This is a genomic window from Vibrio genomosp. F10 str. ZF-129, assembly GCF_000287055.2.
Classification (GTDB): Bacteria; Pseudomonadota; Gammaproteobacteria; order Enterobacterales; family Vibrionaceae; genus Vibrio.
The window spans coordinates 1-17,112 of the sequence record NZ_AJYQ02000089.1; the positions used below are offsets into that span (position 1 = coordinate 1).

The window sequence follows — 17,112 nt, forward strand, 5'->3', positions numbered from 1 at the left end:
GCCGCTAACGCAGTATCAATACCCAACAAGGGCTGCCCGAAGGGTTCGGCTACAATCGTTTTATGCTTTGTTGAGAAGCAAGTGTTGAGAAGTATTTGCTTAGAATAACTGGTCGTCATACTTCTCGCCGCGCCTAAAACGATTTTATCTCGAACAAAATTTAACCGCGAAAGATCAACACGCCCTAATAGACGCTCACAAATATAGCGGCTGCTATCCATTTAAGGAAAAAACGATGACTGCACCAAGTTGGGATCTCTCTATTGCGTATCAACATTTAGACGATCCAAAAATTGAACAAGATATCCAATTAATTGAACAGTGCATCCAAGCCCTCAAAGTACATGTCGAAAATCGTACTCAAGTGAACGTAATGCAAAACGCGGTGCAAACCTCTGAAGCGGCGGGCACACTGATGGCAACCATCAATACCGTAGCGACTTGCTACGCCTCCGTTGATTCATCGAATGATGTCGCCAAATCACTCATGGGGAGAGTCGCAAAACTTAACTCAGAACTTAACCAAGCCTTTAGTCCTTACCGCGATACCATTACTCATGCTGACGAAGCGTATATTGAGCAGGTTTTGGCTCATCCTAGCCCGGATGTTTCGGGGCAAGCGTTCCAGTTTGATTGTTTACGACAACTGGCTGATAGCCGGCTCTCAGTGACGGAGGAGCAATTGATTACGGCACTAGAAGTTGATGGAAAAGACGCTTGGGGCAGAATGTATGACAACCTGACTGGAACCCTAGAGGTTACGCTTAAGTACCCAGATGGTTCCAAAGAAATGATGGGGTTATCTCAAGCGGCAAGTTTGCTTTATGGCTGTGATTTTGAGAAACAACCAGCCGCATGGCAAGCCATTCAAGACGCTATGTCACTGCATCAAGAGAGCTTTGCTTCCATACTCAATGCGTTAGCAGGGTGGCGTCATACAGAGGCAGACAAACGTTCGCACACCCGCGACATCCATTTTCTGGAATCAAGCTTACACGGAAGCCGAATCTCGGAACAAACACTCGATTCTATGATATCCGTTACGAAGTTGAATCGTCACGTGGGGCAAAAAGCGGGATCACTGATGGCGAAAGTGCATGAACTCGATCAAATGCAGCCATGGAACCACTTAGCAGCTATGCCTGTACTCGGGGAAGGCGAGGCCACACAGTATACTTTTGACGAGGCAATCGAAATCATTCGAAATGCGTTTTCGGACGTTGATGTCGAAATGGCTGAGTTTGTCGATGTTATGGTCGAAAATGGCTGGATAGATGCCGCGCCGACCCAACAACGCCGTTTGGGCGCTTATTGTACGAAACTGGCGGCGACACGTTCACCGCTTGTCTTTATGACCTGGGGCGGAAGCCGATCGGATCTTCTTACTCTTGCCCATGAACTTGGCCACGCATTCCATAACTGGGTCATGAAGGGGATGCCCTTGTGTCAAACTCGTTACCCTATGACATTGGCAGAAACTGCCTCAATCTTTGCTGAGAATATCGTTCGAGACTATCTACTTAACCAAGCAAAAACGACGGATGAAAAGCTAGAAATGCTGTGGGAAGAATTGTCGTCATGTTACGCATTGATGATCAACATTCCAGTTCGATTTGAATTTGAAAGAGAATTCTACCTTCAACGGAAAAATGGTGAGCTCTCGGCGGCCAAACTGTGTGCGTTGATGAGTAAACACTGGCAAGAGTGGTATGGGGATTCGATGTCACAGCCAGACCCGTACTTCTGGGCGAGTAAGCTGCATTTTAGTATCTCTGACGTTAGCTTTTACAATTATCCTTACCTATTTGGTTATTTGTTTAGTAAGGGTGTTTATGCTCAAAGGGAAGCCAAAGGGGCCCATTTCTACCAAGACTATTTGTCATTGTTGCGTGACACAGGAAGTATGAACGCTGAACAAGTTGTAGAAAAGCACTTAGGCATGACGTTAACGGGGTCTGAATTTTGGCAACAGAGTATTGATCTGGTCAATGAGAAAGTGGAAGAATTCGAAGCGTTACTGGCGATAAGAAACGATGAAAACTAGCCGAAGATGACTCATAGGATGCCATTAATCTTGTCGATAAATGTCGTACTAAGTTATTGTTATTTCTTCCATCGCTGAGGATTCTTTAGGGTTACTTCGAACACCAATAAGCACCGAGTAACCCATTCCGATGCCGTTTTTGCGATTTATACTCGAATTACTATTAATAAGTGGGATCCTTTCAACATAAATTGCGCACTCAATTCATTAACATACCGCTGTGAAATAAAGGAGTACCACATGACGAAAACTATCTTTCGCCAATCATTTCTTTTAGACAGCTTAGATATCAATCAAGAAGTAGAAGCGTCGGATCTTACCGCGCCATCCGGAGTGACTCTAAAGCTGCATGAACGTGGCGTGCTGGAAGTGATACCAGCTGACTACGACGACAAAACAAAAAATATTATTATTTCGTGTGGTATCCATGGTGATGAAACGTCACCAATGGAAATCATCGATAAAATTATTTCTGATGTATTATCAGGTTTTCAAACCGTCTCTGAACGTTGTTTATTCATCATCGCTCACCCTGAAGCGACCAATCAGCACACGCGTTTTATTGAAGAAAATTTAAACCGACTGTTTGATGATAAACACCACGAGCCGAGTCGAGAAGTCACCATTGCTGATAATTTAAAGCGTACAGTGACTCGTTTTTACAGCGGCACCAAAGTAGAAACGCGTTGGCACCTTGATCTCCATTGTGCCATTCGTACGTCTAAGCACTATTCGTTCGCTGTGAGCCCTAAGACGAGATACCCGGTGAGAGGCCGTGCGTTACTCAATTTTGTCGAACAAGCACATATTGAAGCCGTGTTATTTTCCAATTCACCAGCCAATACGTTCAGCTGGTTTAGTGCTGAAAACTTTTCAGCTCAGGCCTTGACGATTGAGCTTGGTCAGGTGGCACGAATTGGTGAGAATGATTTAGAGAAGCTTGTGGCTTTCGATCTGGCATTGCGTGATTTGGTCGCGAGAAGCGAACCGGAACATCTCCCTAGAAAACCAGTGATGTATCGTGTTAGTCGAACACTGGTCAGAATGCACAATGAGTTTAACTTTTTGTTCGATGATGACGTAGAAAACTTTACGAGCTTTAAACACGGTGAAGTGTTCGGTTATGACGGTGAAAAACCCTTGATGGCAAAAAATGAAGATGAAGCCATTGTTTTTCCTAATCGCCACGTCGTCATAGGTCAACGTGCGGCATTGATGGTTTGCGAAGTTTCCATACGTTACGACAATGAGCAAGCGGTTTACGACTAATCGCATTTTTCAATTAAGTACCTTTTAACGGGGTGTCTTTTGATTAAGTACGGTTACTGCTTTCTATTTTAATGGCTTAACGTTAAGGTTAGGCCATTATTTTTTCACAGGTCTTCAAACATTGTTGTTTGACAAGAACATGGATTTTAATCAGCTTCTCCAAAAAAAGCATCGACGTTGGATGCGCTATTCTTTTCTTCTTTTTACACTATTACTCGTCAGCAGTGCGGTGTATTTGCTCGTCGGCGAACTGACGATTTCTCCCTTTGAACCGATTTCATCGCTAGAGTACCAATTACTATATCAATTACGTCTTCCGAGATTGTTAGCCGCCATGGCGATCGGTGCCTCGCTCGCCGTTTCTGGCGCGGTATTACAAGTCCTTTTAGGTAACGTATTGGCAGAGCCGGGGGTGCTTGGTATCTCTGGTGGGGCCAGTGTCGCGATGGTCGTGGTGTTGTTTCTGTTTCCGATGGCGTCATCCACCTACGCGTTTATGTTAGCGGCAATGGCAGGCGCTATGCTGTTTACGTTAATTTTAGTGACCATGGCCAAGGCGATGCGATTGACCACCGCTCGGCTGTTACTGGTCGGTGTGGCCCTTGGCATTTTAGCCAGTGCGGTCGTAACTTGGGCATTTTACTTCAGTGATGACCTAAGTTTACGTCAATTAATGTACTGGCTAATGGGGAGTATTGGGGGAACGACCTGGCAGCAACATACGGTGACACTCTTCCTGATCCCTGTGATTATCTATCTCTGTTTACAAGGGAAGACGCTTGATCGACTCATGATGGGCGAAGCGCACGCAAAACAACTGGGTCTCAACATTGATGCCATACGTTGGAAGCTGATTGTGGCGGTTTCAATTTTGGTGGGTGGTTCTGTGGCTCTCGGTGGCGTTATTGGGTTTGTTGGGTTGGTGGTACCGCATCTTTTGCGTTTAGCATTTGGTACGGAGAACAAATATTTGCTCCCAGTTTCGGCGTTAAGTGGCGCTTTACTGGCGGTTGTGGCCGATTTGATCGCACGTTTAGCTCTTGATTCTGCAGAGTTACCGTTGGGCGCGGTGACCACAACCATAGGAGCACCAATCTTCATTTGGATGTTGGTGAAAAATCATGATTCACGTTAAAAGTGTTGCCGTCGCGTCGAGAATTCTTCCTCTCTCGTTTGAATGCAAAGCGGGTGAGGTGACACACATCATTGGTCCAAATGGCAGCGGTAAAAGTACACTGCTTTCCGCGATATCAGGAGTATTGCCCTTCACTGGAAGCGTGGTTATCGATTCACTTGAAGTGGAAAATACGTCATTAGAAACCCTCGCGGAGCACCGGGCTTACCTGTCTCAAAGTGATCGACCTGCATTTAACTTGGAGGTATTCCAGTATCTTGCGTTATCCGTGCCGCACTGTTGCCATGTTGATGAGCCCAAGGTTCAACAAGCGATAGAGACACTCACAGCGTTAGTCGGCATACAGGATAAAATGCACCGTTCTATTCACCATTTATCTGGCGGAGAATGGCAACGTGTGCGACTCGCCTCTATCTGTTTACAGGTATGGCCGGATATTAACCCTCATGCCAAACTGCTGCTGCTAGATGAACCTGCAGCCCCCCTCGACATTGCGCGTGAAAGTTTGCTCTATCGATTGATTGATGTCGTGGCAAAACGGGGACTCTGTGTCATTATGGCTAACCATGATTTGAATCGAACGTTGCGCCATGCAGACAGTGCGATTCTGATGAGTAATGGCATCATGCAGAAAGTGGGTAAGGTCGATGAAGTACTGGAACCAGGATTACTCACTGAGGTGTTCCAAATTCCAGTTAAAAAAGTGCAGGTAGACAAGCGACCTTATTTGATTTTTGACTAAACGGAATACTCAATACAAAAATAGCGAGCGACTGGCTCGCTATTTTGATCGGGCTAATATACCTAATGGGTTTCAATACGGTTTCTGTGTCGTTTCTGTGCCTGTGCGAGAAACGCTGAATATGCCCAGATTTTCATTAGATTAAACAAGCGGCGTTAAATCGGCAGGGCGGTAATAAACGGACTTCAGAACTTTACCTTGGCGAATGGTTTTTCCTTCCGCTACAAAATCTTCGGCACACTTAGCAATAATGTAATTGCCTTTTTGTACCGCCATCAATGCGATTCCTTGCTCTGCATAGAATGTTTCTGTCTCTGTGTATTCCGCTTCATTGCGGCATACCTTACTCATATTGCTTGAGTGTACTTCGTCCCAGCATGGCAAGAACTCAATATCACGGTTAATGGCCACATTAAGCAGCAGATCAATCAGGTAGCTAATGGCAAGGTTATCGTCGACCTGACTATGGCCAAGGTGAACAAGGCGCCCCATGAGAACGTACACACTATCGACAATGGCGTCAGCTTGTTCAATTTTTGAGTCCGCTTCTGCCAGTTCGGTCAGCTCTTCGATAATTAAAGACGTATGCAATGTATCGGCTTTTTCATTTAAGCTCGCGACATCAGAAACAGGCAGGTCGAAGGTACTACGAAACTCGGTAATATCGCGATAAAGATGGTCAAAGATAGGTTGAGTCAATTGAGATAAAAGCATGAAAAAGTCCGTTATAAATAGGCTTGTTAATTTCTCAATATGATACCAAAGCACAGCGCTAGCTTCTATCTCGTTCTAGTGTCCATCTCGTTCTAATATCCATCTTGCTGTAACATCTGTCTTGTGCTCGTATTGATCCTGTTCTAACTTCTATCGCGTTATAGAACCCCCCCCCCATGACTGACTGAATTGGCCCAACGCGGCGTAGAAGACATAACGAAGCGAAAGGCCAATGTGTTTGTAAACAATCTCAGATGAGGATGGTCGCCGCGTTAACGGCCTCTACCATCGACCATGACTAAAATGGTCTTTGAAATGATACTCAAATCCATCAACAACCAGTTCCGCAAAGATCCTAAAGAGAGTGCGTAGCTATGATCGAACCCGACCTTACGACGAACATCATCAATACAAGTGTCATATCCTTGGTTTACCTGAGCAAGCCCCGTAATACCAGGCATAACGCCATAGGTTCGGTCAGCAAAATATGGGATGGCCGTTTCTAATTTATTGTAAAAACTAGGGCGTTCAGGCCTTGGACCAATCAACGACATTTCACCACGGATGACGTTGAACAACTGTGGGATTTCATCAAGGCGAGTTTTACGTAAGAAGCGACCTACAGGAGTGATGCGCGGGTCACCCTCGGTTGCCCACACTGCGCCTGAGCGTGATTCTGCGTCTTCGTACATGGTACGGAACTTAATAATATCGAAAAAGGCCATGTGGCTAGGGGTGGATTTTCCAACTCTCAGCTGCTTGTAAAACACAGGGCCAGTTGATGTCAATTTAATCGCGATGGCTATAAACGGCATGATTGGGCTAAGCAATAACAACGCTACAACGGAGCCAACTAAATCAAAAGCGCGTTTTGCGAACCAAATTGAAATACGGGAAGATTTATTCGTCATCATAATAATATCCTTAGTGATTTACACGCGTCCAGCGACCAGATTCAAAACCAAGTAGGTAACGTAACCCACCAACAAAGTTAGCGAAATGTCCTGATACTAAGTAGGTAATAAGTGTGAATAATTTGCATTTGAATACGCTTGGGAATAGTAGGCTCAAGCCAGCAATTGAGTAGATCGTCAACTGACCGATCAGGGCAGCAAAAAATAGAGTGTGATGCATCAACATCATCGACGTTGTCAAGCATACAAGCATTAAGTATGGCGTCATCAATCTTAAGCCTTTACCTGATATAAAGGCAAAAGCGACGCCTTTGTATCTTGGGTTGAATAGGCCAAATAGTTGAATGACCTGTTGCATATTGCCAGCAGAGATACGTAAACGGCGTTTAAAATCGTTGTTTTGATTCGTCTCTTCTAACTCTAGCGCCACCAATTTTTCATCGTACAATGTCTTGTAGCCTTGTTTCACTATGGTCATCGGCAAAATGAAATCATCGTTAATGGTGTTTTCGCAAATAGGTTCAAATAGATGCGTCCTAAACAGATAGAATGCTCCGTGCGCGCCCAGCGTTGAGCCTAGTGACGCTTCGTTTTGCTTGAGTTGACTCTGATATTTCCAATAGCTCGCTTCCCCTTCGTTGTTGGTTGACAGCAATTGGTAATGACCGTTCAGCACACCAGTGGATTCGTTAAGGAAGTGCTGCTCAGCGACTAACAAAGCGTCAATCGAGATCAAGGCTGAAACATCAGAAAGTGCGGTAACGTCAGTGGTGATCGTTTTCATTTGATGATTAATCACTGCGACTTTTCCCTTATTTTCAGCAAAGTCGCGGATTTCAAAGTGAACATCACTGCAAATGGATTCTTGTATTGTGTCCTGCGCGATTTCAACCGTGTTATCTGTGCAACCATCGCACGCTATGATGATCGATAAACGTTTTCTCGGGTAATCCAAGCTCGCGAGATTACGAATCTTTTCTGCTATCCAACGCTCCTCATTATAAGCAGGGACTAAAATAGTGATGGATGGACGCGTCGAGTCCAGATCGCTTCCGCGATAACCTCTCACGATGTCAGACACATGGCTAAGTGTATGACGCTTTGAATACCATTTTAAAAATAGCGGGTAACCGACGTGATGGTAAACGATAAGCATCGCACTCAATGCAGATATTAAGACAAGAAGCAGCTCAACGATACTGTTCATACTGCCGCCTCCGTGTTCAATGCTTTCAATGCCAGGTTCTCGTACGATTTCACCATGTTTCTAATGTTATTGTGTTTTAGAACAAATTCGCGTGGAGTCTGTTTGTCATCGACATTGGGTTGAAGGCTTGAATTTAAATTGGCATGTCTACGAGCCATTTGAAAAAGCACATCCACCATATTATGCACATCATTGGCTTTTATTAACCGTCCGCTGGTTGGGCAAAGCGTCTCTTTACTTGCGCCCACATCCGTGACTGCGGTTGGTACGTTACAGGCTTGCGCTTCAAGAGGAGAGAGTGGAAAGCCTTCTGAGCGTGATGGCATGCAGAATATATCCAGAGCTTGGTAGAATCGTTGCATGTCATCCACCATCCCTAAAAATGTGACGCGGTCACTCACTGCGTATTGTCTAGCAAGTTGTGCCAGTTTTTGACGCTGGCTGCCATCACCTGCAATCACCAGTTCAATGTTGCGTGGTAAGTAAGAGAGTGCAGCAATCGCGAGGTCGTGGCCTTTAACGTGCTCTAAGCGGCCCGCGCAACCGATCAGTGTTTTATCACTCGGCAGGTGGAAGTGTTTACGAGCCACACCCATTGCCCCTGGCTGGAACTTATCACCGTCAATTCCATTTTTAATCGTGATGGTGTTTTCGTATGAGAAGTGGTTCAGCAGGGCGTTTTTAACCTGATCCGCATCGGCGACCAACTGGGGTTTTGAGATGTTTAACGCGACTCTTTCAAGACGACGGTGCTTAACATTGTTTAAGTGCCAAACATCATGCTCGGTGTGAATTCTTACTGGAACAGACGCCAATCGCGCTGCCAGACCCGCGTAAACAAGCGGACCAATATGATGAGTATGAACGACATCAGGTTTGATTTGACGGAACACTTTGATCAGTTGAGCTAGCGTGCCGAGTTTTACTCCAGGTTGTTTTTCTAGAAACAACACTTGATTCGCAAAAGGTTTAAGTCGTGGCCAGTTTGTGATCGATTGGTTCTTCTCACCTTCTAAGCTGACGATCATGACACGGTTTAATGGCGTAGAAAAACTGAGAAGATCGAGAGCAAGGCTTTCAAGTCCGCCTGGCGCAAGGTGCTGTACAACATGGACAACGGTCTGTCCTAATTGGGAATTTTTCGAGTTCATATGCGCTCCTTGGTTTTAACCACATCGGTAATTGATATTCACTTATCTTGCTTATTACAGAGGTTTGCAGGGAGCGTGCCAGTTTGATTTCTCTATTATTTTTAATGGCTTAGGTGGTGTGTGTGAGTGTTTTAATCATCCCTCTCAAATTGAGAATCGATATGAAAAACATAATGAGGGAAAGCGTCGCTAGAGAATGGTTGTCAACAGGCAGAAAGCTAATGGTTAGCTTCCTACCTTTGGAATAATGGTAATAACAGGAATTCCGGTAAGATCTTCAAGCTGGTCTTTACGTCGAATTGAAGTGTCAAAGAGTTCAGTAACGGTGGCCAATCCGCAGCCAAGGGCGATACCCGCTATTAATCCTGCGAGAATAAAGAATACAGGAGCTAGATTAGAAGGACGGCTGGGGGTATAAGGTAAATCAATGATTTTGACTCGCTTGTTTTCCTCAAAGACCCCTAAAGATCCCGTTAGCTGAGCCATTTCATAGCGTTCGACCAACTCATCGTAAAGTTGACGCTTGATTTGAACGTCCCGTTGAAGACGGTATAGCGCTTTGGCATTGTCACCAAAATTATTCGCTTTTTGTTCAAGCTCAAAGATCATCTGTTTCAGGCTTTTGGTCTCTTCACTAAGAGATTCAAATTGACTGCGAACCATTTGAAGGCTGTGGAGTTGAGTCACAAGCAAAGGCTGAACCGTAGAAAGATCGGTTAAGGTGGATGTACTGGCAATATCCCAAAGTTGATCGCTGTTAAGGTTCGGTTGTTCGACATTAAGCAGTGCAGAGCGTTCACTTTCCAAACGAGACAATTCGCGGTTTTTTGCCTGAACGGCGCTGTGCGATTCAGTGTATCTGGCTTTTAAAGAACTGAGTTCGCTGCGTATTTCTATAATCTGCTCTTCGATTTTTCCAACCACGGGATTGGTTCTTGAAAGCTGGTCATCAAGGCTGCCCAAGCTTTTCTTAACACCAGCAAGTTCGGCTTGTTTTTCAGCAAGACTTTGTTTTAGAACGGCCAATCGCGTCAAACTTTGGCTTTGAAGTTCTGGGCTCACAGAAGAGTTATCATTTTTGAAATCAGCAAGGGCATCTTCTGCGAGATCGAGGTCGTTTTGTCTCTTTTCAATATGAAAAGCCAAAAATTCACTCGAATCTTTAATCGATGAGCGCTCAGGAGCGAGTAACTGTTCAATAAAATGGTCACTGATAGACTGAAGCAACTCTTTCATGCCTTCACTTTCTTTAGACTCAAGCTCAATTTTTAAAAAGTCTTTTCCTAACTGAGTCACCGTCAGACTTTTTGATATGTCATACATGACTTTATCGATGTCACTTGGCGACGAATTCTCATCGATTAACCCTTGCTCAAAAGCAACCGAATTGAGTACATGGCGACTTTTGAGTAAGGTACTGAGCGCGTTTAGTCGATCTTTTAACATGGTTGATACCGCTAGATCTTCCAAGAAGGGATTCATCTTAGCGGTTTCTTGAATCAGCATACTGGTGTGCGAACGGTATGAGGTTGGGGCGAGCTGAGAGACTATCGCCCCGACGAAAGGAAGAATAACAATCGGCAAACAAATGAGATAACGCCTTCTCCAGGCGGCACTAAAAATAACGATTAATCGGTACTTGAGTTCATTCATAGTAGCTCCAACATCCTATCAACCAATTTGCTGCGCGCATCCCAGCTGTGGTGATTTACAATCCCTGAAGGCAGTGGCTTTTGTTGTCTCGCTTGATGTAAAGCTTGGCTCATTTCCTCGCTATTTGAAACCACATTTACGTAGCGTTTATACGCTTCTAATGCCGGAAATGAGGTGGAAACAATAGGCTTTCCTGATGCTAAATATTCCATGAGTTTTAATGGGCTACATGCGATTATTTGACCATTCAATTTAAAGGGTAGCAGACTTACATCCCAGTGCTGGCTGTATTGAGGCAATTGTTCATGTGGCTTAGGCCCTAAATAAAACACATTGCTATGTTTGGGAAGTCGAGAATCGCTCAACTCTTGTGGCCCAATGAATACAAAATCCCAATCCTGATTATGGTTAACGACCTGTTCGAGCATATCGTAGTCAAGCCAGTTTGAGAGGCTTCCATAAAATCCGGCGATTGGTCTGCCTCGATTAGGAAGGTCTTGGGCTCTAGGTGCTGGGGTAGCGAACAGGTGAGCATCAACACCATGAGGAATAAAGTGAGTTTTGTGTTCGGGGAAACGAGACACCATTTCTTCGCTGGCAGCAAAGATCATGTCGGCTTTAGAAATCAGTTTTGCTTCGTGTTCACTCACGGTTTTATGGTCAACACCGGCCAATGAAGAAAAGTCATCGCCACAATAATACACCACTGCGGATTCGCCTAGGTGACCACAGAGATCGGCTGCGGTGGGTAAAGAGCACCAAAGCACAGGGTGATGAAGTGTTGCTTTAGTCAATATAGGTTTCAGTTGTCGTAACATTAGAGACTTCGCGATCTTTCTTGCGACGCGAGATTGTGGCGCGGGAATGGTTTTCAAATTGACAATCGTTAGATCCATTGTGTTATTTGGGGTGCTTACGTCTTGGTGTTCTTTCTCGCGTAATAAGGCAACGTTGTCGACAGAGTGGGGTTGTTTTGGCGAAAACCCTGATTTTGAACGGCCTAAGAGCTTATTCCATACACGTTTTGCATCGTTCAAATTTAGCTTAGGTTGGCGTAATCCGATGGAATTAATCCAAACAACTTTACGCTGTTGCGCTAAACGCTTAATCAGGTGTTGGGTACTGGAAGGAAGGCCGCCAAAGTCTTCGCCGAATACGATGAGATCATGCATGACTTTCTCCTCCATGAGTTTCAGGTAAGATGGATTTAATGACTTTCGCTGGATTGCCTGCGGCGATCACATAAGGCGGAAGGTCACTAATCACCACGCTGCCGGCTCCAACGACTGTGCCTTCTCCAATAGTCACCCCTTGGCGAACCGTCACATTAGTCCCTAGCCAGACATCTTTTCTCAAAATGATATCGCCAACTTGAGATTCATCATCAGGCTCTCCAAGCGCTCGTCGACGTGCATCTAACGGATGACCGGAATAGCCAAATAAAAATCCACCACCAGCGATACGGACGTTGTCTTCTAGTATGACGTTTCGACCTACCGCAATGGTGGTTTGCCAGCTGATGTCGACATTATTGCCAACCCTAAGGTGTGGGTTTTGGCTTAGAGAGCGTCCACTTAATGTGGTTTGCCCTGAGATTCGACAATCATCGCCTAGCGTTATTTTGAGTGGACCTGATACAAATGGGATTCCTCCATAAAGGTACAAGCCACGACCATAGTGATTAAGTCGACCTTTGAACGCTGGAGTGTGGAAAAAAACACGCGTCAGCGAACTCCAAAATGAAGAGACGAACTTATAAATTTGGTAGACAGCTTTGTTAAAAATTTGAGGCGTGGGGATTTCAAACATGCGAATCTTTTTGAGAATCAAAAAAACATGACGAAAAGCCGGGTTAGGGTGGCATTGTAACCAGGTTTTCAAATTATTAGTGTGGATATCTAGCATAGTTTCACCTGACAATTGTTCCAATGACTATAGCCATTACACAGAACGTGCCATAAAATAAGTGCTTAATTTACAGGTGGTTAGATGTTGTTAAGTCAGGTTTTTGAGGTGGTTGTTTATTGATTCTCATTTTGAGAACTATTTTGAGCGATATTGGCAACCGCGACAGTCAGTGCAGCCAGTATGTAAATCGGCCAGTTAAACCCTTGAGTCAGAAAGGTGCCAGAAACGATGGTGCCTAATAGGCCTGCATACACAGCGTTTGCAGCGACAGTGAGGTGAACTGAATATTGGTTTGGGTTTTGGGCAATAGCGGCCAGTGTCTTTCTGGCGCTAAGTATCAGAGAGGTAATGAATCCCAAAAATACGATTAATCCAAGAAACCCTGTTTCAGCGAGAACACCAAACCAGGTACTGTGTACCGCATGATTAAGACCGTCCCAATGAGAGCTATAAAAGAAGTAGTTGGCAAAAAAGTTGTCTAAGCCCACACCGGTCAACGGATTGCTTACCGCCATTTTAAAAGCGGCTTCCCAAGCGTAGATTCGCCCCATGGCTGATTCGTCGATACCTGCCTCGGCCGCCCCCCCTGATGATCGGTCCGAAATCCCAGCAACAAAATATAGGACAATGGCACCGATTACCCCTAATGAAATCAGTAGGGTTTTTGAACGGATCAACTTAAAGGCATAGATTCCGATAACCGCTAACGAACCCAATAGACCACCGCGACTTTGAGTAGCAATGATCGCACTCATAAGTAAAAATGTGACCAATAAAGCAAGAAATCGAGTGATGATAGGGACGCGTTGGGTAGTGGATAATCCAATGGAAAAAGCGAGAGGGAAAAGTAAAACCAACGACAAATCGTTAGGGTCACCCAGCATTGAGCCAAAAGAGCGGCCAATTGAAACACGAGTTCCTTCGACCAAATCGATACCGTTGGCAGAGTTGTACAATGCAACACAAGCGATGAGCCCCCCTGACAGAACGATCATAATCGCGATTCGGCCTATGTTTTTGTCGTTGTTCACTAACCACGCTATAGCGAGCGTCATGACAATGATTTTCCAATAGATTGATTTGAAGTTGGCCACCGCAATACCGATATTCGATGCAAATACAATTCCTACAACGACTAAGATCCAAAACACAGATAGCCATGTTAGTGAACGGTGCCAATACACCTGAATTTTCCGACTGATTAGGGTATGCCATAGCAGCGCAGAGAGCGCCCCCAATGACAGTATCAAAGGTATTTTAAGGGAGTATAGGGCCGGTATTGCTTCGTGAATCCGGAAAAATGAAAAAAGAACGAATAGTGTCACCAACCAAAAAGTCTGGCTGAGTACGAACAAAGCACCAAGCGGGATCAACGCGATAATAATCGGAATAATCGGGTGAGGGACCAAATACCAAGCGATGGCAATCACCAAACAAAAAACGGTAGCCAGTCCCACATAGTTTAATCGGTGCTCACTGGTCATTAGGATCCTCGAACAGTTCTTTGTAAGTCACTCGAAAAACGAGGGAAATCGAAAACACTCAGAAATTCATATCGGTACGCGATAGCTAAATTGAATATAGCACCAAACAAGGTAATTAAAATGAGCCATACAGGGTGCGTATAGATAAATCCAAGTGCTAAACAGCTAAGAGTGTTGATGAGGATCAGGAGCAATGCGGTAAATTGAAACGGTAGTTTTACCAGTCGCTGACTGAAATAAAGCAGCGCAGCCGCCCGTGATCCTTGTGCGAACGCGATTGAGCCGATGATCCCCCAAATGCCGTACGACGATAGCGTTAAACACAACCCAAGCCCAACCAAAGTACAAACAACATTCATCACCAACAATAACTGGGTCTTCTTTTGTTGTAGTATTCCGATGTTAAACAAGTCAGAAAGCTCTTTAAATAGTGCAACAATAATGACCCCAGTCAACAACTCAACAGCAGGGAAGTAGTCTGACGGTAAGGACCATGTGATGAACAACTGGCTGACACTCGCTGCACTAATAGCAAGAATCGTTATATAGACGAAACCACATTGAGTAACGCGTGCCGTATATTCATTTCCCCGGTACAACAATGCGTTAAACCGCTTGGGCATCCACCACATGCTAAATGGTTGGATCAGAATACACATAGCCAGAGAAAATTTAGCTGCCACGGCATATAGACCAAGGGTTTCAATAGAAAAAGAATACCCAATGATCCATTTTTCCGCACCAGTCAATCCAAACGCCACCAGCGTAGAAAGCATCAGTGGAAACGAGTACTTGAGCAGTTTATTGAGGTTTTTCAGGCCACCCCAAGACCAAGTGAAACCATTGGTCTTGTGTAGTATGACGAGCTGCAACAGCCCGGTTAACACACCCACCGCATAAATATAGGTAACAACCGGGGCAATATACAGAACGACCACAATGGCTGACACTTGAAATACCGTGCTAACCACGCTGATCACTAGGAATGAGGTCGCTCGGTCTTTAAAACGCAACCACGCCATACTTATCCCTAGCGCACTCTCAAAGCCAAGCACCGTGCACAAAAGCGCAATATCGAGGACAGTAAACACCGATTGAAGAGGGGGAAGTAAAAATAGAACAATGGTGACGATAGAACCGACCATGAGCGACAGCATTACCGCGTACGTATAAAGCTGGCTCACCTTGTTAAATTGCTCGACTTTGCATTTCAGTTCGCCGACGAAACGATAGAGGTTTTCATGCATCGCCAAGCCAACCAATAAGCTCAGAAATACCGTGGTGGTCGCCAGTAACTCGAGTTTTCCGAGCTGTGCTGGAGACAAAAACTGAGCCATGATCGGCAGCATGATCAATGAAATGCCTTTGACTAAAAAAATACTTACCGCATACGTCAGCATGTTTTTTAGGGAACTGGGAAGTCTATCAATGATCATAATGTTCGCCTTTGTGATTACGCTCTTTTTTATAAAAGAGCGTTTAGTGCGCCAAATAACATTTTCATTTTATGCGTGTTTGTCTGGTTTTTATTCTGTTTATTTATCATCACGTTATTATGCAAAACGATCCGCTAGAAAGGTCTTGATTGGGTTGAGCGATACCCAACTAGGGCCGACGAGATTTACTGTGTCTTTCGTATTGTCGGCCATCGCTTTTGTGTATATTTTCTCGATCGCTCTAATATTTTGAACAGCGGTATGGTTATTCAAAATGTGTTCTTTAGCATGAAGTCCAATGGCCTGTGCACTTTTGGGATTTTTAACCACCGCTCGCATCGCATTCAGTATTGGGCACGTGCCACTGGTGTTTTTATAAAAAATGGCGGTTTTTTTATGTTCCAGTATTTCAGGAACACCCCCTTCATAAGGCGCGATGATAGGAAGCCCAGCAAGAGCAGCTTCAGCAATCGCGAGACTGAATGCCTCCTTACGAGCGCCACTCACAAAGGCATTGCCACCTTTTAACCAACTTTGTACGTAACGTTGCTCGCCAACAAAATGAACATTATCCGACAGGTATAAGTAGTCAGTTTGTTGCTCTAATTGCTCTCTTTGAGGCCCATTACCAATAACAACCAGGTGAACGTGTGGGTATTCCATAACCAAGTGACGCATCGCAAGAAGTAGGCGGTCGACCCCTTTTCGGTGAACCAGAGAACACACGGTGACAAAGGTAAAAGCATCATCACCAATATCGAGTTGGGCTTTTATGTCTACCGCGCCTTGTTTTTCAAGCCGATCCACATCGATTCCGTTAGGAACAATGGATAAACGCGCTCGCGGGTAACCTTCTTTGATGAGTTGGTGTGTGATTGATTTGCTGACTGCAATGATTCTAGGCGAGTGATGGAGACCTAACGTGATACGTTCGCGTGCAGAGTAGTCAGAGTGTAATTGAGTAATCATTGGCGTATTCGTGACTTTGGCAACCGTATACATCCACTGACAAGGCGCTCCGCTGTTTACATGAATTAAATCAATATTAGCTTTAGCGATGTAGGCTTTTGCGTATTTAACTTGCGTCAACCACTGACGAATGTTGAACCGTGGGCTTGACCAGCCAAGCAGTATTGAAAAAGGCTCCAGTTCACTATGAAGACCCATCTGGCGCATTTTTTCGTGAAGTAACGAGCTGTTTGTCAAAATAAATGGGGTAAAACGAGCGCGATCGATGTTTGCGATGATACCAAGCAGGCTGTTTTCATTGCCTTTATGATCATCGTTTCCGCAATGAACAAAGAGTATGTTTTTTGCTAGTTTCATATTCGGCCCCTTATCTCAGCGAGAAGTTACTTTTTCTCTTACAAGGGGTTATTGCAATTGATGTGCCATGAAGAATGCCATCACATGCCATTGATATATAGCTATATTTTATATTATGGTGTTGTGAGG

The 17,112-nt window shown here is 44.7% G+C and carries 14 protein-coding genes; 4 read left to right on the forward strand and 10 right to left on the reverse strand.

All coding sequences use genetic code 11. The features are described 5' to 3' along the window. The first annotated feature begins 235 nt into the window (after positions 1-235). The 4 genes from A1QO_RS08860 (at position 236) to btuD (ending at position 5,190) form a co-directional block, all read left to right on the forward strand. Entirely contained in the window at positions 236-2,044 is a 1,809-nt protein-coding gene (locus tag A1QO_RS08860; protein ID WP_017041188.1) for a M3 family oligoendopeptidase, read from the forward strand. Positions 2,045-2,284: 240 nt separating this feature from the next. Continuing rightward, on the forward strand, positions 2,285-3,313 hold the full coding sequence (locus tag A1QO_RS08865; RefSeq protein ID WP_017033385.1) for a succinylglutamate desuccinylase: 1,029 nt from the start codon (positions 2,285-2,287) through the stop codon (positions 3,311-3,313). A 139-nt stretch (positions 3,314-3,452) separates the two neighbouring features. Continuing rightward, on the forward strand, positions 3,453-4,448 hold the full coding sequence (gene btuC, locus A1QO_RS08870) for a vitamin B12 ABC transporter permease BtuC (protein WP_017039897.1): 996 nt from the start codon (positions 3,453-3,455) through the stop codon (positions 4,446-4,448). After that, positions 4,435-5,190 (forward strand): vitamin B12 ABC transporter ATP-binding protein BtuD, encoded by a 756-nt coding sequence (btuD, locus tag A1QO_RS08875; RefSeq protein WP_017038862.1) that lies wholly within the window; start codon positions 4,435-4,437, stop codon positions 5,188-5,190. The genes btuC and btuD overlap by 14 nt, the downstream gene beginning before the upstream one ends. 141 nt (positions 5,191-5,331) lie before the next feature. On the opposite strand, the gene A1QO_RS08880 is transcribed toward btuD, so the two are convergent. From A1QO_RS08880 to A1QO_RS08925, 10 genes are all read right to left on the reverse strand, one after another. Beyond that, positions 5,332-5,904 carry a nucleoside triphosphate pyrophosphohydrolase family protein gene (locus A1QO_RS08880; RefSeq protein ID WP_017038863.1) on the reverse strand — a complete coding sequence of 191 codons (573 nt, stop codon included), beginning with the start codon at positions 5,902-5,904 and terminating at the stop codon, positions 5,332-5,334. 272 nt (positions 5,905-6,176) lie between these two features. Beyond that, positions 6,177-6,815: a sugar transferase gene (locus tag A1QO_RS08885; protein ID WP_026026752.1), complete on the reverse strand. Its 639-nt coding sequence runs from the start codon at positions 6,813-6,815 to the stop codon at positions 6,177-6,179. A gap of 13 nt (positions 6,816-6,828) precedes the next feature. Continuing rightward, positions 6,829-8,025: a glycosyltransferase family 2 protein gene (locus tag A1QO_RS08890; protein ID WP_017041189.1), complete on the reverse strand. Its 1,197-nt coding sequence runs from the start codon at positions 8,023-8,025 to the stop codon at positions 6,829-6,831. Beyond that, complete coding sequence (locus A1QO_RS08895) at positions 8,022-9,176, reverse strand: glycosyltransferase (protein ID WP_017041190.1); 1,155 nt, start codon at positions 9,174-9,176, stop codon at positions 8,022-8,024. The genes A1QO_RS08890 and A1QO_RS08895 overlap by 4 nt, the downstream gene beginning before the upstream one ends. 225 nt (positions 9,177-9,401) lie before the next feature. Next, entirely contained in the window at positions 9,402-10,829 is a 1,428-nt protein-coding gene (locus A1QO_RS08900; protein ID WP_017041191.1) for a GumC family protein, read from the reverse strand. After that, on the reverse strand, positions 10,826-12,001 hold the full coding sequence (locus tag A1QO_RS08905) for a glycosyltransferase (protein WP_017041192.1): 1,176 nt from the start codon (positions 11,999-12,001) through the stop codon (positions 10,826-10,828). Before A1QO_RS08905 ends, A1QO_RS08900 begins: the two co-directional genes overlap by 4 nt. Then, the gene (locus A1QO_RS08910) at positions 11,994-12,734 is read right to left on the reverse strand and encodes an acyltransferase (protein ID WP_017041193.1); all 741 of its coding nucleotides are present in this window, start codon (positions 12,732-12,734) and stop codon (positions 11,994-11,996) included. The genes A1QO_RS08905 and A1QO_RS08910 overlap by 8 nt, the downstream gene beginning before the upstream one ends. Before the next feature lie 116 nt (positions 12,735-12,850). Continuing rightward, a complete protein-coding gene (locus tag A1QO_RS08915; RefSeq protein ID WP_017041194.1) occupies positions 12,851-14,221 on the reverse strand; it encodes an O-antigen ligase family protein in 1,371 nt (456 codons plus the stop codon). Beyond that, on the reverse strand, positions 14,221-15,657 hold the full coding sequence (locus A1QO_RS08920) for a lipopolysaccharide biosynthesis protein (RefSeq protein WP_017041195.1): 1,437 nt from the start codon (positions 15,655-15,657) through the stop codon (positions 14,221-14,223). Before A1QO_RS08920 ends, A1QO_RS08915 begins: the two co-directional genes overlap by 1 nt. 117 nt (positions 15,658-15,774) lie before the next feature. After that, positions 15,775-16,983, reverse strand: coding sequence for a glycosyltransferase (locus A1QO_RS08925; protein WP_017041196.1), 1,209 nt, complete (start codon positions 16,981-16,983; stop codon positions 15,775-15,777). Positions 16,984-17,112: the final 129 nt, after the last annotated feature.

Bases quoted from the DNA above. Each gene is read 5' to 3' on its own strand.
- A1QO_RS08910 (WP_017041193.1), bottom strand. From the start codon at position 12,734: ATGCTAGATATCCACACTAATAATTTGAAAACCTGGTTACAATGCCAC.
- A1QO_RS08860 (WP_017041188.1), top strand. From the start codon at position 236: ATGACTGCACCAAGTTGGGATCTCTCTATTGCGTATCAACATTTAGAC.
- A1QO_RS08915 (WP_017041194.1), bottom strand. From the start codon at position 14,221: ATGACCAGTGAGCACCGATTAAACTATGTGGGACTGGCTACCGTTTTT.
- A1QO_RS08905 (WP_017041192.1), bottom strand. From the start codon at position 12,001: ATGCATGATCTCATCGTATTCGGCGAAGACTTTGGCGGCCTTCCTTCC.
- A1QO_RS08925 (WP_017041196.1), bottom strand. From the start codon at position 16,983: ATGAAACTAGCAAAAAACATACTCTTTGTTCATTGCGGAAACGATGAT.
- A1QO_RS08895 (WP_017041190.1), bottom strand. From the start codon at position 9,176: ATGAACTCGAAAAATTCCCAATTAGGACAGACCGTTGTCCATGTTGTA.
- btuD (WP_017038862.1), top strand. From the start codon at position 4,435: ATGATTCACGTTAAAAGTGTTGCCGTCGCGTCGAGAATTCTTCCTCTC.
- A1QO_RS08865 (WP_017033385.1), top strand. From the start codon at position 2,285: ATGACGAAAACTATCTTTCGCCAATCATTTCTTTTAGACAGCTTAGAT.
- A1QO_RS08885 (WP_026026752.1), bottom strand. From the start codon at position 6,815: ATGACGAATAAATCTTCCCGTATTTCAATTTGGTTCGCAAAACGCGCT.
- A1QO_RS08900 (WP_017041191.1), bottom strand. From the start codon at position 10,829: ATGAATGAACTCAAGTACCGATTAATCGTTATTTTTAGTGCCGCCTGG.
- btuC (WP_017039897.1), top strand. From the start codon at position 3,453: ATGGATTTTAATCAGCTTCTCCAAAAAAAGCATCGACGTTGGATGCGC.
- A1QO_RS08890 (WP_017041189.1), bottom strand. From the start codon at position 8,025: ATGAACAGTATCGTTGAGCTGCTTCTTGTCTTAATATCTGCATTGAGT.
- A1QO_RS08920 (WP_017041195.1), bottom strand. From the start codon at position 15,657: ATGATCATTGATAGACTTCCCAGTTCCCTAAAAAACATGCTGACGTAT.
- A1QO_RS08880 (WP_017038863.1), bottom strand. From the start codon at position 5,904: ATGCTTTTATCTCAATTGACTCAACCTATCTTTGACCATCTTTATCGC.